Below are 16374 nucleotides of genomic sequence, written 5' to 3' on the forward strand. Positions count from 1 at the left end.
TTAGTGCAACTCCAATTATAGTACCCCGATTATACAAAAACAAATCGATAGCCACTCACTTTATAGCAATCCATTAATTTGCAAGTGTGCACGGAACATTTCACTGGTTGAAGGCAGACTTTCCTTATCCACCCATGTCTCAGAAGACCATATTCCCGCCTGTTTAAACGCTCTTGGACAATGAATGAAACATTCTTCCACATCCACAATGACAGCAGCCCCGATGGTTTTGCCGCTCCACCCCATGCTCGCGATAAATTCCTCATCCTTCGTAATTGAGGCCCTCCCATTGATCCGCAGCACTTCATTCATACCCGGAATTAGAAAAATCATGCCAACTCCAGGGTTGGACAGGATGTTCAGCAACGAATCGATACGGCGATTACCCGGACGTTCGGGATAGACAAGCCGATATTGATCCAACACTTTCACAAAGCCTGCCTCATCGCCGCGAGGGGATACATCCCTTTTACTTAAACTGTCTGAAGTGGACAGGAAGAATAATGGCGACATGGACAGAAAGTGCTGTACATGTGTGTCCACAAAGGAAATCACCTTGTTGAGTACTTGTTCGCTTGGTTCTCCTACCATGGTCTGCAATTCCTCTGCATCGGTAACTAATGGTAAATTCAAAACCTTTTTTTCCATTTTCGTATCCCCTTTTCTTCAAATGATAAGGAGTGTCCATGACTTTTCTTCTAAGATTATACATGTGTGCATAGAAAAGAAGTACCAAAAACACCAGCCCTTGTATGGGCTGGTGTTCCTCGTTATCATGTTTATTCGGTGTATCCCATGCTGCTTACAAAACGACGGAATGCTTTACGTCCTGCCTCATCATATTTGTAAACACCCGCATGCTCCAGAATCTCGGCGAATTTCAAGCCGACTTCCTGTTGCACAAGCGCAACAGCTTGCTCCTTGTTCAGGTTGGGACCGAAACGTTCGATCAATTCTTCTGCCCAGCCCAGATGTTTATTCAACACATGTTCGGAGGCTTTGGCCGCCTCAGCAAGTTGGGTATCCCCAGCAAGAATATCCGCGATGCTGTCCAGCTCTTCTTTCAAACGACCTGGCAGAATTGCAAGCCCCATCACTTCGATGAGTCCAATGTTCTCTTTTTTCAGATGATGCATTTCGCGATGCGGGTGGAAAATCCCTTCGGGATGTTCATCATTCGTGCGATTGTTCCGCAGAACGAGGTCCATCTCATATCCACCGTCCGCACTGCGACGAACGATTGGCGTAACCGTATTGTGCGGAATCCGCTCTCCATCAACCTCACTGAATGCTTCGATCTCCACCGTAGAATCACTGTACACCTTCCACGCTTCATAAACGGCATTCCCCGCTTCGAGCAACTCAGTCGGATCCTGTGAGGCCAGCCGCAGTACGGACATTGGCCATTTCACAAGACTGAGCGTAAGGCCCGGTGAACCAGCGTGGCGGAATACAGCCTCTGGCTTCGCATTTTGAATGGCAAAGGTATGACGTCCACCCTGGAAATGGTCATGAGTCAGGATGGAACCGCCAACGATGGGCAGATCGGCATTGGAACCGATAAAGTAATGCGGATACTCTCCCACAAAAGCCAGCAGCCTGCGCAGCGTATCTTTGGTCAATTTCATCGGCACATGATCGTGATGGAAAATAATGCAGTGCTCGTTGTAGTACACATATGGCGAGTATTGGAAAAACCAAGGTTCGCCGTTCAATTCCAATGGAATGACACGCAGGTTTTGACGTGCCGGGTGGTTGACCCGACCGGCATAGCCCACATTTTCACGACAGAGTTGGCATTTCGGATATACCGGAGGCGGAAGCAGCTTGGCCATCGCGATTTCCTTCGGACTTTTCTCCGGCTTGGAGAGGTTGATCGTAATCTCCATATCTCCATAAGCTGTATGCTGTGTCCAATACACATTCTTGGAAATGCGGTCCATCCGAATGTAGTTGGAATGAATCGAAAGCTCATAGAATTGCGAGGTAGCCGCTTCGATGCCTTCGGTCTGCTCGGTATAACGGAATGCGCGCACCACCTCGGATGGACGGGCCATCAATTGACCCATAATTTTCGCATCGAGCAAATCACGGTACGTGTCGGTATTTTCAGGTATAAGTCCAATTTCGAATCCATAATCAATCAGCGTGTCCAGCAATGGTTGGGGTCCATCCAACACCGTCTCGTTCAATACTCCAGCATACGGCTCGGAGAACCCGAACTGTTCCAGCAGAAGATTACGGCTGTAATCCCGATCCGCTTCTTCAATCAATTTGTTCTGCAAGGCAAATGCTACCAGACGTTCAATGGCATGCAGTGCTTCCTGCTGCTCCGGTGTCCGCTCTGTGGCGCCTGTTGCAATATGAGTCTGTGACATATCGATGTTCGCCTCCTAGTTTTTTCCGTAGCCGTCAGGGTGAGACTGATGCCAGCTCCATGCGCTTTGAATAACATCTTCGAGATTCGTCCATTTCGGATTCCAGCCCAGTACGGATCTTGCTTTGGCAGATGAAGCCACCAGTACAGCCGGATCACCCGCACGACGTGGTTCCTGTACAACTGGAATGTCCAGTCCGGTTACTTTCTTAGCCGTCTCAATAACCTGTTTAACAGAGAAGCCTTGACCGTTGCCCAGGTTGAACACGTTGCTGTTCTCCCCTTTACGAAGATAATCTACGGCCCGCAGATGCGCATCCGCCAGATCACTTACGTGGATGTAATCACGTACACAGGTTCCATCTTCTGTTGCGTAGTCGTCACCGAACACGGCGATGTGCGGACGTTGTTTCAGTGCGGTTTGCAGTACGAGTGGAATGAGATGGCTCTCAGGCTGGTGATCTTCACCGATTTTGCCGCTCTCATGGGCTCCGGCTGCGTTAAAGTAACGAAGGGAGACGTATTTGATTTCCTGTACTTTATCGAACCAGGACATCATGCGTTCCATCATCAGCTTGGTTTCACCATATACATTCGTAGGCTCTGTGCGGTCGCTCTCTTCAATCGGCACTTTCTCCGGCTCGCCGTAAGTCGCAGCTGTGGAGGAGAAGACGATGCGACGTACATTCGCTGCATTCATCGCTTCCAACAGACAGAGTGTGCCAAATACGTTGTTGTCATAGTATTTAACAGGATCTTTCATGCTCTCGCCAACCAGTGAGTTAGCTGCAAAGTGGATGACTGCATCAATGGAGTTCTCAGCGAACAGCTTCGCCAGAAGTTCCTTGTCACGCAGATCACCTTCATACAATTTTCCGCCCAGCAGAGCTTCACGATGCCCTGTCTGCAAGTTATCCAGTACAACGACCTCTTCGCCTCGCTCCAACAAAGCCGCCACCGTATGAGAACCAATATATCCTGCTCCACCTGTCACCAAAATCGCCATCTTACTTCGCCTCCTTCAATTCTTTAACGCCGTCGCCTACTCCGCATACATAGAACTCGCCTTTGAGACTGGTACGTGCTTCATATGCCGCTCCAACTTCACTTACAAAACGCTCTACATCGTCTTCATGCACAAGAGATACCGTACATCCACCAAATCCCGCACCAGTCATCCGAGCACCCAGAGTGCCTGGAATACGTTGAGCCTCTTCAACCATCACGTCCAGTTCTTCGCAGCTCACTTCATATAGATAACGAAGGGATTCATGAGAAGCATTCATCAGCTTGCCGAAAGTTTCCAGATCGTTATCACGCAGTGCATCCACTGATGCAAGTACACGTGCATTCTCTTCCACGACGTGCTGGGCACGCTGTCTTACCTTCTCATCCTTGATGTGATCCTGCAGTGTAACGAATTGTTCAGGTGTAAGTTGCGCCAGATAGTTCAGTGCAGGCAGTTGTTCTTTCAAAATGGCAAGTGCCTGCTCACATTGGGAGCGACGTTCGTTGTAAGCCGAGTCCACCAACCCCCGACGTTTGTTCGTGTTACCAATAACCAGCTTGTAGGCGCCGGTACGGAATGGCACTTTTTCATATTCAAGAGTGTCACACATCAGCAGGATCGCGTGATCCTCTGCTCCATTGGCTACAGCGAACTGATCCATGATGCCGCAGTTGACGCCGACGAATTCGTTCTCTGCCTTTTGGGACAGCAGCGCCAGTTGAACCGTGTCAATATCCTTCACACCTTCAAGCGACTGGATGGCAAACCCGGTAAGAACCTCCAGCGATGCGGAAGAGGAAAGTCCTGCGCCGTTCGGAATTTCTCCATGATAGAGGAAGTCACAACCTTTGGTTACTTTTACGCCTTTGCCTTGCAGTTCAACCATGACGCCAACCGGGTAATCCGTCCATTCCCCTGTTTTTTCCTTGCCAATCGTGGATGTATCCAGCGTTCCTTCATAGGACATATTCGTGGAAGCCAACTGCAACTTGTTGTCCTCACGCTCACGGATAATCAAAGTGGTACCGAATTCAAGCGCTGCCGGAAGCACGTATCCACCGTTATAGTCAATGTGCTCACCGATCAGATTCACCCGCCCAGGGGCATGGAACACACGGATGTCCGCTCCACTCTCTCCGTACTTGTCAATAAACTTTTGTTTCAATTCATTTATGTTCATTGCTGCTGCACCCCATCTCAATGTTGTTGGTTTTCTTAATGTTATTATACAAGAAGGCGGTTCCCCTTGAAATGAAACCATGTGTGTTCCATATGGATAAATGTGACCTTTCGACGTATAATGAATGGAACATCCAGGAAGGAAAGGAATGTCATCATGACTGAACAACGTAAGGAAGGTCCAATGGGGGCTTCGGTAGATCCGATAAAACATATTCCGGAAACCTCTGGAAAAAGTGGAGCACTCAGCTACTCGGTTGCCTCCAATCCTGTTTATTATGAAAAAGGGGCATTGCATGTCCTCTTTGCAGGCGCAAGCCAGACCCTTCCCGGTCACGCCCTTGGACCGAAGCTATACGATTATTATCTATTGCACTATGTAGAAAAAGGAGCCGGTACATTCCGTACTGAACTACATACCTACGAACTATCCGCAGGAGATTGTTTCCTTATTCAACCAGGGCAGCTTGTAAGCTACCAATCCCATACCCGGAACCCCTGGCAATACCGCTGGATGGCCTTTACTGGCAGCCAGGCTGCGAAGCATATAGAGGAAGCAGGCTTCCGTCCGGAGAAATCCGTCTTTCATGCCGGTCCTTCGTGCGGTATTTCCGACTGGTTATCCGTGATGCAGACGGCTTTTGCCGAGCGGAAAGAAAGCTCTCATTTTACATCATTGGGTACGTTATATATGATTCTAGCCGAGGCACAAAATCACCTTTCTCAGGGGCAAACCTTAATACCAGGTGAATCTTCAATACGACGAACTGTGAAACAGATGATTCAATACATGTCTACCCAATATGCCTACCCTGTCTCAATTGAGCAAATGTCGGCCAGTCTTGGCTATAACCGCGCGTACCTGTCCCGCATTTTCAAACAGGAAACCGGGCTATCCCCAGTTACCTACCTGCTGAAACTAAGGATCGACAAATCGCGCCAGCTGCTGCGTGAACGTCCGAATCTGTCCATTGAACAGGTATCGGCCTCCGTGGGGTTGCCAGATGCGCTGTATTTCTCCAAACAGTTCAAGCGATTCCATGGGGAAGCTCCTAGTCTGTACCGGGAGAACATTCTTAACAGGGCCATGCATCAAACGACACGCCAAGTACCACCGAACCAGCGATAACCTGTAATCAAAAGCAGGATCTTCTATCCCGTAGATCAGCTTAAATAATAAGAGACAAAAAAGGTGCATCCAGCCATTATGGCTAAGATGCACCTTTTGAACTTTATTTATGATCCGGTTCCGGACGGAGAATCGATTCAATGCGCTCCAATTCCTCTGAGGAGAATTCCAACTGGCTGAGAGCAGCCACATTCTCTTCAATCTGCGAAGGGCGACTTGCACCAATCAGTGCAGAAGTTACCTTGCCATCACGCAATACCCAAGCGAGCGCAAATTGGGCCAGACTCTGACCACGCGATGCTGCAATCTGGTTCAAAGCACGTACTTTGCGTAATGTCTCTGGTGAGATGTTGTTTTCATTCAAGAATACAGACGGGCCCTTGGCACGTGAATCTTCTGGAATACCATTCAGATATTTGTTGGTGAGCACGCCTTGTGCCAATGGACAAAAGGCAATGCTGCCTGTTCCATACTCATCAAGTACATCCTGCAACCCACCTTCAATCCAGCGATCCAGCATGGAATATTTGGGTTGATGAATCAACAGAGGTGTACCCAGCCCTTTGAGAATCTCTGCCGCCTGCTTCGTCTGTTCAGCAGGATAGTTGGAGATGCCGACGTACAATGCTTTGCCGGAACGAACAATATGGTCCAGCGCCATCATCGTTTCTTCCAGAGGTGTTTCGGGATCATAACGATGAGAATAAAAGATGTCTACGTAATCGAGACCCATGCGCTTCAAGCTCTGATTGAGACTGGAAACCAGGTTTTTACGAGAACCCCACTCACCGTAAGGTCCAGGCCACATATAGTACCCGGCTTTGGTGGAGATGACAAGTTCATCTCGATATGGCTTCAGATCCTGCGCCAACACCTGACCGAATAACTGCTCAGCAGAACCTGCTGGCGGACCATAATTGTTGGCAAGGTCAAAATGCGTAATGCCCAGATCAAACGAACGGGTGATCATATTTCGGCCGTTCTCCGCATTATTAATGCCACCAAAATTATGCCATAACCCAAGTGAAATCGCTGGCAGTTTCAATCCTGAACGTCCAACGCGGTTGTATTTCATTGTTTCGTAGCGTGCATCGCTGGCTACGTAGACCATCATGAATCCCTTCTTTCCCCAGGTTCCGCCTCTAGTACCCGGTCCGTATGCCGGAGAATGCGGTTATTCGGACAATGTTGACTTACATTTAACCAAGAAGCTGGTCCATCTTATTCATTACCTCACCAATAGGGTCTGTAATCAGCAAATCAGCCTGCCTGTCGTAAGCCGTAGGTGTAGCATTCAGCAAGACCGTGTGTTTCCCTTGAAAATACGTAATCAATTGAGCGGCAGGATACACCGTTAATGAAGTTCCACCTACCAGCAGCAAATCCGCCGAGGACAGTGCATCAACCGAACGATATAAAATCGTCTGGTCCAGCTCCTCTTCATACAGTACGACATCCGGCTTGATCACGCCACCACACGCAGTGCAGCGAGGAACCGTATCTTTTGCCGTAATAATGTCATCCAACCCGTAAAACCTCTTGCAATCCATACAGGCGTTTCGATGGATCGAACCATGAAGCTCCAGGACATTGCTGCTGCCAGCCTTCTGGTGCAACCCGTCGATATTTTGTGTGATAACCGCCTGAAGTTTTCCTTCCTGCTCCAATCTGGCGAGCAGTCGATGGCAGCCGTTGGGCATCGCATCGGGATGAAGCATTTTGCCTCGATAAAAATCATAAAAAATATCAGCATGCTGGTCAAAAAAATGTCGGCTCAGCAGCTCTTCGGGTGGATAAGGTGAATGCTGCTCTGTCTGGTATAAGCCAGCGGCAGAGCGGAAGTCGGGAATCCCGCTTTCCGTTGAAGTTCCGGCCCCTCCGAAAAAAACAATATTTGAACTTTCCTTAATCCAGGCAGCCAGTTGTTCTGTTGCGTTCATCCTCTCTCCTCCTTTACGAGATCACCCCTGTGAGGAACGTTCAGAGATGATTTTTAACTCATCATAATTTTGGATAATGGCATCGGCGTCATATAAATAGTGGCTTCCCTCGACTTCTGGACAGAAACCAATCCTATAGGACACCCCTGCGTTGCGTCCCATCTGCATATCCCCATTGCTGTCACCGATCACAACAGCCTCCTCAGGAAGAATATGTAATTCCCGGCAAGCCAGAACCGCAGCCTCTCCATCCGGTTTGCCCCGAGTCACCCGGTCACTGCCAACAATCGATGTAAAATACGACCGGATTCCCATCCACTCCATATGCTCCTCGGCAGCAGCTGTGTTGTCCGAAGTGACGACTGCCATGGGAATCGATGCTTCCTTGCAGCTCTGCAAGAATGCATTTAGTCCAGGCAGCGATTCTGCCATTTTTCTCTGCCTTACCTCACCCATGGCGACACTGGAAAAATGGCGGATCGTAGTGATTGCTTCATTCCAAGGCATGCCTGCTGCATACAACTGCCCAGCAAGCAAACCATTGCTCTCGTCCACCGTGGCAATAGCCAATGGCCCTTGAAGATCATATCCGATCAGATGACCTTCGCGATTGCGAACCGTACCGAGAACTTGCTCACGCTCCACCGTGAACGAGGCCCCAAGCTCTGACAGTTGTGACTCCAGCTGATTCAGCAAAGACTCCGCCCACGGCCCCCATAGCTGTAAGAAATCCAGCAGCGTACCATCCTTATCAAATAGAATGCCTCGGCACGTAACTTGCTTACCACGGATTTGAAGCATGGACATACGTATCACCTCCACTTCCCGTCTGCTATGGATTGGTGACATTCACCAATGAACTTGCAGCTTACTTAATGGTATCCAGCCAACCTACAGTCGTTTTAACCGTTTGGGACAGCTGCTCCTCTTCACTGACCCCAGCTTCGCCGTCACCGCTCTGGTGGCCATAGTCACCGAACTGCGAATGGTTACCACCTTCGATGGTGTAATACACCGTATCTTCTGGCAAATATGCCCGACCATTCTGATACTTCGTGGCATTCACAACTTCATCATTAGTCCCCAGGATGGATAACGCGGGTATTCCCAGTGACTTCACACTGCCTTTTTCATCCGGATAGGATGCGAGGAAAAAGATGCCCTGAAGTGCATCTGGATGGGAAGCCGCATAACGTGCCGCCATCGATCCACCAAGAGAATGCCCTCCCATAACAAATGGTTCATCCGGATAGGCTTTAATAATGTCATCTGCGAGATTCTGCTTGAGTACCGCCAGATTTACCGGCATTTTCGCAATAATGGTATGATGTCCTGCTGCCGCAAGTTCATGGGCAAGAGGTGCATAACTTTCCGGTTTAACCAATCCGCCTGGATAAAAAATAACACTCACCCCAGCAGATTTGTCCGGCACAAAATCAATCCAGCTGTCTTTTTCAGTTACTGTCACCTGATTTGCAGTTTCCATAGCTGTCTGAGCCATCTCCTGTGGTCCATAAGGCGTAAACAGCTTCCAGGCCACAAACCCACACCCAATGACAATGAGCGCCAGAAGAACGAGCAGGAATTTCCCTATGCCCCTCTTCTTGCGCCCTGTATTATATCGGTTTCTCAACGTTCATCACCTTTCTGCACTTCCGCAGGTTCCGCGGCTTGCAGAACGGGAGCCTTCATTCCTGAGGCTCCCCTTCTCCATCATTCATTGCTATTCGGCCTTGGCCTTGCGGTAAGCATCCATATATTGTTCTGCTTTGCGGCGAACATGACTCAAGTCCCCCGTCTTCACTGCTTCCGTTGTAAGGTCAGAACCGATACCTACAGCAACGGCGCCTCCCTTGATCCAGTCACCCAGATTGGACAAGGAAACCCCACCAGTCGGCATGAAATTCGCTTGTGGCATAGGTCCCTTCATCGTTTTGATTATGGACGGATCGTAGAGATTACCCGGGAACAACTTCACAATATCCACGCCAAGTTCCAGTGCACGTTGTACATCCGCAATGGTCATCACACCTGGGAGAATCGGAATCCGGTATAGGTTGCAAATTTTCACAGTGTCCGGGTTCAGGGAAGGACCCACAACAAACTCCGCCCCTGACATAATTGCGGCACGCGCTGTCTGGGGTTCGAGCACTGTTCCAGCTCCAATAATGGCAAATTTCTCTGGATCTTGTGTGTTCCAATGGTATACACGGCTTAATTTCTCGATAGCTTTGAGGGCACTAGGCACCGTCATCGTAATCTCGATAATCTTGATGCCACCCGCGATGGCTTGCTCGGCCATGGCGATAACCTGATCAGCAGAATCTGCACGCAGAACCGCTACAACCCCACTGTCCGTTATTTTTTGCAGCAGCTGAAGCTTCTTCATTTCATTCTCTCCCTTGTCAATGTGGTTGTGTATTACAAGCCTTACATTAATGAACGAAGATGAGACATTATGATATCAGCAGCGACTAGCGCTCAACATGAGCTACATTGTTCAGCTTGGCCTCGACCTGCTCCCACGTCGGAAGCGCCTCCCAATCGCCAACAGCCTGTATAACCATGGAACCGGTCAAATTCCCCAGGCGGGTCGCCTCCTGCGGGGAATATCCTTTAAGAAGGCCGGACAGAAAGCCCGCACAGAATCCATCTCCTGCCCCAACCGTATCCAGGACATGATCTGCCTTGAAGTACGGAACTTCCGTTAGGGTACCATTCACCAATACGTAGGTCAAATCAGGGCCGCCCTTCACGATACAGACTGCATTCATGGCGGACAAACGCTCAAGTACTTTTTGATCATCTTCTTCGTTATACAGAAGTTTCATCTCGTCCAGACCCGGCAAGAAATAATCGGCTTGCTCAGCCAGACGAAGCAGAACAGGACGCGCTTCTTCAGCCGACCACAGCTTAAGACGCAGATTCGGATCAAAACTCACTTTCACACCAGCCTGCTTGGCTATATGTATAGCAGCTTCAACAGTAGCAAGTCCCGACGCGCTTATTGCTGCGGTGATGCCTGTAACGTGAAGGATCTGCGCACCCGCGATATAATCTGTGTCCAGATCCTCAGGAGTAATCGCACTTGCAGCGGACAGCTTCCTATAATAATGCACCGAGGCTTTCCCGGAAGCGTTCTCACGAATCATCAAACCGGTAGGTTCTTTGTCGCTCATCCTTGCTCTGGATACATCTACACCTTCACCACGAATAGCCTTCAAGATCATGTTACCGATCGGATCATTACCCAGACGGCCAAACCAGCCGCTGGTATGTCCAAGCCGGGATACACCAATCGCCAGATTACTCTCTGCGCCACCAAATGATTTGTCTAATGTCGCGGCATATTCGAGACCTCTTGTATCCTTTGCTGTCAGCAAACCCATGCTTTCGCCAAACGTAACAATTTCAGGGCTTCGGCGGGTATTCGTCGACATGAATTCTCCCCTCCTTATATTTACAATTTCTCATCTTCTTTCCCCATTGTCAGCCTCTATGCAACCGTTGTCAATCCCGGAGCGTTCATTTTGTTGTCACAGCTTTGAGAAAGGATAGCGCTTTCTATTGTGAAATATATCACAATGAATGATACACATCCATATTACCCTTATTACAGAACCAGATTGCAATCGCCAAGGGTTATCAGGGGGGCTACAACATGACCAAACCGGCCATCATTCACGAAGATCAGGATTCCTTTTTTTACAACTTGCGCTTTATGCTCATTGTCTGTGTACTCGCGGGCAATGCTCTCGAACCAATCATTACACGTTTTGCAGGAGCAGAGGCTCTGTTTCTGTGGATATATACGTTTCACATGCCGCTGTTTGTATGGGTAACCGGCTACTTTGCCAGACATACACTCAAAGGTGCATCTGGCCGTAATGTGCTTATACAGATTGCACTACAGTACCTTCTGTTTCAGTCTTTGTATGCAATAATGGATTTCACCGTATTCCACACACCGCATATGCGTTTGTCTTTCTTTGCACCTTATTTATTGCTCTGGTTTCTGGCAAGTCATTTCTGCTGGCGGCTGCTGCTTCGTCTTACCCTCTCTTGGAAACCGCTATACAGACTACTCGTTGCCGTGATGCTGGGAGTATGTGCAGGATATTTACCTATGGATGGTTTCTGGCTGAGCTTCAGTCGAACATTTGTATTTCTACCTTTCTTTGTTATCGGGTATGACTACGGAGCATCTATCCGCTCCCGTTTACGATCCGGATGGGGCCGTAGAATTGCTGCTACGTTGTCTGCTGCTCTTCTTGGTTGGATTGGACTCGGAGCGTTCAACATTTCACCAGGCTGGTTACTGGGGAGCATGACTTACGCAGAGCTTGGACACCATGAGTGGTTTGCAGGAATATACAGACTCGGCATCTATGCGCTTGAAATCGGATCGGGAGCTTTATTTCTCGCCTGGGTCCCTTCATTAACATCCAGATTGACCGATCTGGGAAGACGTACTCTTTATGTATTCCTTTTACATGGATTTCTCGTTCGCCTGGCGGTCTGGTCCGGGGTTTACAATTATATAGAGACCAGCTTGTACATTCCGGTGATTGTTTCCATTGCATTACTGTTCGCTATAACGCTGGCCCACCCAGCCGTCCGTCATGCCTTTCGGCCGCTCATTGAGCCCGACATTTCCCGCGTTCACTTCAATCGTCAGGGGGGATTAAAACGTCCAGCCTCCTGGTTCAGATGAACTGAAATCCTGCTCCTTTCCATTAGAATTGCCTTGTTTCAGGCTGGAAATGTTGTGGTAAGTAGCATTACGCGCTACAACAATCTACTTATGATATAAGGAGTGATTTGTAATGGCACGTCCACAGACGTCTGAACACAAAATGAGTCGCGAGGAAGCGGGTAGATTAGGTGGCAAGGCCACATCCAAAAAGCATGATCGGAGCTTCTACCAAATGATAGGTAAAAAAGGTGGAGAAGCGACTTCAGATGCGCACGATTCTCAGTTCTATAAGGAAATTGGCCGCAAGGGTGGAGAAGCAACTTCCGAAACTCATAATAAAGAATTCTATCGGGAGATTGGCCGCAAAGGCGGGAGCAGTTAGCCTATCCCCATAGCAATGGTGAAAGATAGACTGATATTGTGCAGCAAATTAAGAAAGCTTCATTCCACTAATGGATTGAAGCTTCTTTCTATTGAATTGTAGAAATATGATGACGGTTGTGATAGACTCTATAGAAAAACCGGGTTGTTCACGGGTTTAAAGCAGCAAAGACTTTCACAAACTACGGGAAGCTCGAAACCAGTATCACTGGTCAATTTTTTTAGAGTACGGATGAAATTAAACGACAGATGCACTGCCATTTATATTTCCATTCATGTTGCTCAATATTATAAATTTGGGGGGAAATACACCATGTCAGCCAAGAAGATGCGTTCCGATATGATCAAAAAGGGTTTTGACCGTGCACCGCACCGCAGTTTGCTCCGCGCAGCGGGCGTTAAAGAAGAGGACTTTGGCAAACCATTTATTGCCGTATGTAACTCATACATTGATATCGTGCCCGGACATGTTCACCTGCAGGAATTCGGTAAAATTGTTAAGGAAGCTATTCGTGAAGCCGGTGGCGTTCCATTCGAATTCAACACCATCGGAGTTGACGACGGAATTGCCATGGGACACATTGGTATGCGTTACTCGCTGCCAAGCCGTGACATTATCGCGGATTCCGTGGAAACCGTTGTATCTGCACACTGGTTCGACGGCATGGTATGTATCCCGAACTGTGATAAAATTACACCCGGCATGATGATGGGTGCACTCCGCTGTAATATCCCTACTGTGTTTGTCAGCGGCGGTCCAATGAAGGCAGGTCGTGACAGCAATGGTAAAGCTCTGTCCCTGACTTCCGTATTTGAAGGCGTAGGTGCTTATCAAGCTGGTAAAATCGATGACAAGAGCTTGCTTGAACTTGAACAGTTCGGCTGTCCAACATGTGGATCATGCTCCGGTATGTTCACAGCGAACTCCATGAACTGTCTGGCTGAAGCGATGGGACTGGCTATGCCAGGTAACGGAACCATCCTGGCTGTTGCTCCTGAGCGTCGTGAGTTTGTTAAACAATCCGCTAAACAACTGATGGAACTCATCAAAATGGATCTGAAACCACGCGATATCGTTACTGTAGAAGCCATCGACAACGCTTTTGCACTGGATATGGCTATGGGTGGTTCCACGAATACGGTACTTCATACACTGGCACTGGCTCATGAAGCAGGCATCGAGTATCCAATCGAGCGAATCAATGAAGTTGCTAACCGCGTTCCTCACTTGGCAAAATTGGCACCTGCTTCCGATCTTCACATCGAAGACGTGCACAATGCAGGTGGCGTAAGTGCTGTTCTGAACGAATTGCTCAAGAAACCAGGTGCAATTCATGGCGACTGTATCACGGTAACAGGTAAAACGATCCGTGAGAACGTTGAAGGTCAGGAAATCCAAGATACAAATGTCATCCACCACCTGGATAACCCGCATTCCGAAAAAGGCGGCTTGGCTGTATTGTTTGGTAACCTTGCACCACAAGGCGCCATCATCAAGGTTGGTGCTGTTGACGCTTCGGTTGGTGGATATCACAAAGGTCCTGCTATTTGCTTCGATTCCCAGGAACAAGCGCTCGAAGGTATTGCGAACGGCAAAGTAAAAGAAGGACATGTTGTTGTTATCCGTTATGAAGGACCAAAAGGCGGACCAGGTATGCCTGAAATGCTCGCTCCTACTTCCCAGATCGTAGGTATGGGCCTTGGTGCCAAAGTAGGTCTGATCACCGACGGACGCTTCTCTGGCGCATCCCGCGGAATCAGTATCGGACATATCTCTCCGGAAGCCGCTGAAGGCGGTCCAATCGCTTTTGTTGAAGAAGGAGACATCATTGAACTTGATCTGAACAACCGCATCATCGAATTGCATATCAGTGACGAAGAATTCGAACGTCGTCGCGCAGGTTGGAAAGGCTTTGAACCGAAAGTAAAAACCGGTTACCTCGCTCGTTATTCCAAACTTGTAACGAATGCAAGCAACGGTGGCGTACTGAGTATCTAATTCATGTACAAGATATCCGATGAATTTCTTTTATCGGAAACATAAATAAAGGGTTGCTCTTCTGCCAAATGCGGCGGAGGGCAACCCTTTTCTTTATTCATTTCGTGATTAGTTTCGTTCAGGTACAAGATCCTGTTCGGAAACCAACAAATGCTCAGAGGAATGTTCCGCCGTCGCTGCTACCAGTGCGTGCTGACCATATCGATCCAACAGCACGTCAAGCGGCATAGCAATCATTTTTGGAACCAATTGTTCGGATCGTTGCTTCAGACGTTTCGTTCCTGCCGGATGAATGACGCTTAGCAGAAGTTTCAAATACACTTTGGATGCAGAACTGAACGGACCAGGAGCCAGTTCCCGAACCGTAAACCCGAATTTCTCCGGTCCCCGGTTAATCATGCTCACACCGTATAGAGCCTTAGCCGAACGGAGTTCAGGTTGAAGGGCGACCTGCCGAGCCAAATCAGGAAGTTGCTGTTCCATGGCCCGAATCATGCGAATGGCCAGATGCATACTTGAGCGTGAAGTCATACCTAGATCGAAAAGCTTTTTATTATCAAAATGAAGTTCAATAACTGGATCCCCGTTACGAATCACATGACCATCATCCATTTCGACCAATGCTCCATGATATACGCGGGAGCGGTAATGCAGCAATGGGTCCTCCGGTGACGCTGTATGCAAATGGTATACCCAATGAAACAACTTCTCCCAACCTAGCCATAACGCAACAACCATCCGTTTCCAGGGTGATAAATGTGTTTGTGGTTGACTTGTAGTTTTAGATTCGCTCACCGTAACGCCTCCCATCAACGTATCGATGCGTACACTGTGCAACTGCTGCCTGTTTGCTTCCTGCAATACGACTTCGAGCGCCTGGAGCATCTGCTCCGGCGCGTGTGCATCAGCGCCGAGGGTAGTCCCTCGATCATGCAGCAACATGACCTCTCCGCCCCTTAGCTCCTTCAACATTCGTTCCGTCAATTTTTCAACGCCCACACTGCTTCTCCAGTCCTCAAACATGGACGACCACAGGATAATCCGGCGATCTTTTTTACTGAAAAAATCAAACAGATTCATAATGCCCCATGGTGGACGATAATAACAAGTTCTTACCCCCGTAACCTCCTGAATAATCTGACCTGTTCGTTGAATCTGATCTCGAACCGTACGAGGCCGCATCAACCAATTGGTTTTATGAATATAATTATGAATTCCGAGAAGGTGACCTTCCTCATGTATGCGCTGGATGAGCTCAGGATGACGGGCTGCATGCTCCCCGACTACAAAAAACGTTGCCTTTGCTTCATACTGACGCAGTAAATCAAGCAATCTGGGTGTGTATTTCGGGTCCGGCCCATCATCAAAAGTTAAAGAAAACTCCGTCTCACTTCTCCCGCGCCTGAACACACGAAAACCGAAAAGTCTGCTAACTAAACTCGGAATAAAGGCGTAAAACGATGAAATGTACAATAACCACAGTAATATGCTCTGAAGTAAATTTGTCATGCTACAAACTCCCCGCTTCTCATGCTGAATTACCGTGCCATAATATAGCACTAACTAAAATAAACCGCCTTTAATTTTATCATAATTCAGCCTTTTCTTAAATCCTCTTTTCCCAAAAAGATAGCTATCGTGTACAATTAATGCATCCTAATTTT

15 protein-coding genes are annotated in these 16374 nt (G+C 48.3%); 4 read left to right on the top strand and 11 right to left on the bottom strand.

Annotation, left to right across the window (positions count from 1 at the left end):
- Positions 1–60: 60 nt before the first annotated feature.
- From MKY42_RS25630 to MKY42_RS25645, 4 genes are all read right to left on the bottom strand, one after another.
- Positions 61–648: an MSMEG_1061 family FMN-dependent PPOX-type flavoprotein gene (locus MKY42_RS25630; protein ID WP_090903938.1), complete on the bottom strand. Its 588-nt coding sequence runs from the start codon at positions 646–648 to the stop codon at positions 61–63.
- Between the two features lie 131 nt (positions 649–779).
- Positions 780–2378: a UDP-glucose--hexose-1-phosphate uridylyltransferase gene (locus MKY42_RS25635; protein ID WP_339845748.1), complete on the bottom strand. Its 1599-nt coding sequence runs from the start codon at positions 2376–2378 to the stop codon at positions 780–782.
- A 15-nt stretch (positions 2379–2393) separates the two neighbouring features.
- Entirely contained in the window at positions 2394–3383 is a 990-nt protein-coding gene (galE, locus tag MKY42_RS25640; RefSeq protein WP_090903940.1) for a UDP-glucose 4-epimerase GalE, read from the bottom strand.
- Between the two features lies 1 nt (position 3384).
- Positions 3385–4566: a galactokinase gene (locus MKY42_RS25645; RefSeq protein ID WP_179263284.1), complete on the bottom strand. Its 1182-nt coding sequence runs from the start codon at positions 4564–4566 to the stop codon at positions 3385–3387.
- Between the two features lie 183 nt (positions 4567–4749).
- Here MKY42_RS25645 and MKY42_RS25650 point away from each other — a divergent pair, with 183 nt between their 5' ends.
- A complete protein-coding gene (locus MKY42_RS25650; protein ID WP_257032011.1) occupies positions 4750–5694 on the top strand; it encodes an AraC family transcriptional regulator in 945 nt (314 codons plus the stop codon).
- 103 nt (positions 5695–5797) lie between these two features.
- Here MKY42_RS25650 and mgrA read toward each other — a convergent pair whose 3' ends face one another.
- From mgrA to MKY42_RS25680, 6 genes are all read right to left on the bottom strand, one after another.
- A complete protein-coding gene (mgrA, locus tag MKY42_RS25655; RefSeq protein ID WP_179265793.1) occupies positions 5798–6805 on the bottom strand; it encodes an L-glyceraldehyde 3-phosphate reductase in 1008 nt (335 codons plus the stop codon).
- 88 nt (positions 6806–6893) lie between these two features.
- The gene (locus MKY42_RS25660) at positions 6894–7634 is read right to left on the bottom strand and encodes an NAD-dependent protein deacylase (protein ID WP_090903944.1); all 741 of its coding nucleotides are present in this window, start codon (positions 7632–7634) and stop codon (positions 6894–6896) included.
- A 21-nt stretch (positions 7635–7655) separates the two neighbouring features.
- Complete coding sequence (locus tag MKY42_RS25665; protein WP_090903945.1) at positions 7656–8441, bottom strand: HAD-IA family hydrolase; 786 nt, start codon at positions 8439–8441, stop codon at positions 7656–7658.
- A gap of 61 nt (positions 8442–8502) precedes the next feature.
- Positions 8503–9267 carry an alpha/beta fold hydrolase gene (locus MKY42_RS25670; protein WP_090903946.1) on the bottom strand — a complete coding sequence of 255 codons (765 nt, stop codon included), beginning with the start codon at positions 9265–9267 and terminating at the stop codon, positions 8503–8505.
- Positions 9268–9357: 90 nt separating this feature from the next.
- The gene (locus MKY42_RS25675) at positions 9358–10023 is read right to left on the bottom strand and encodes a bifunctional 2-keto-4-hydroxyglutarate aldolase/2-keto-3-deoxy-6-phosphogluconate aldolase (protein WP_024633088.1); all 666 of its coding nucleotides are present in this window, start codon (positions 10021–10023) and stop codon (positions 9358–9360) included.
- Between the two features lie 85 nt (positions 10024–10108).
- Positions 10109–11074 carry a sugar kinase gene (locus MKY42_RS25680; protein WP_090903947.1) on the bottom strand — a complete coding sequence of 322 codons (966 nt, stop codon included), beginning with the start codon at positions 11072–11074 and terminating at the stop codon, positions 10109–10111.
- Between the two features lie 221 nt (positions 11075–11295).
- Between MKY42_RS25680 and MKY42_RS25685 the strand changes: the two genes are divergently transcribed.
- From MKY42_RS25685 to ilvD, 3 genes are all read left to right on the top strand, one after another.
- Positions 11296–12348, top strand: a complete 1053-nt coding sequence (locus MKY42_RS25685; protein WP_090903948.1) for a fucose 4-O-acetylase — start codon at positions 11296–11298, stop codon at positions 12346–12348.
- 112 nt (positions 12349–12460) lie between these two features.
- The gene (locus MKY42_RS25690; protein WP_053779136.1) at positions 12461–12712 is read left to right on the top strand and encodes a general stress protein; all 252 of its coding nucleotides are present in this window, start codon (positions 12461–12463) and stop codon (positions 12710–12712) included.
- 312 nt (positions 12713–13024) lie between these two features.
- Complete coding sequence (gene ilvD, locus MKY42_RS25695) at positions 13025–14710, top strand: dihydroxy-acid dehydratase (RefSeq protein WP_090903949.1); 1686 nt, start codon at positions 13025–13027, stop codon at positions 14708–14710.
- 108 nt (positions 14711–14818) lie between these two features.
- Here the strand turns inward: ilvD and MKY42_RS25700 are convergent, their stop codons facing one another.
- Positions 14819–16219: a polysaccharide deacetylase family protein gene (locus MKY42_RS25700; RefSeq protein WP_090903950.1), complete on the bottom strand. Its 1401-nt coding sequence runs from the start codon at positions 16217–16219 to the stop codon at positions 14819–14821.
- Positions 16220–16374 lie beyond the last annotated feature (155 nt).

The sequence above is a fragment of the Paenibacillus sp. FSL W7-1088 genome, assembly GCF_037969855.1.
In the GTDB taxonomy this organism is placed as follows: domain Bacteria; phylum Bacillota; class Bacilli; order Paenibacillales; family Paenibacillaceae; genus Paenibacillus.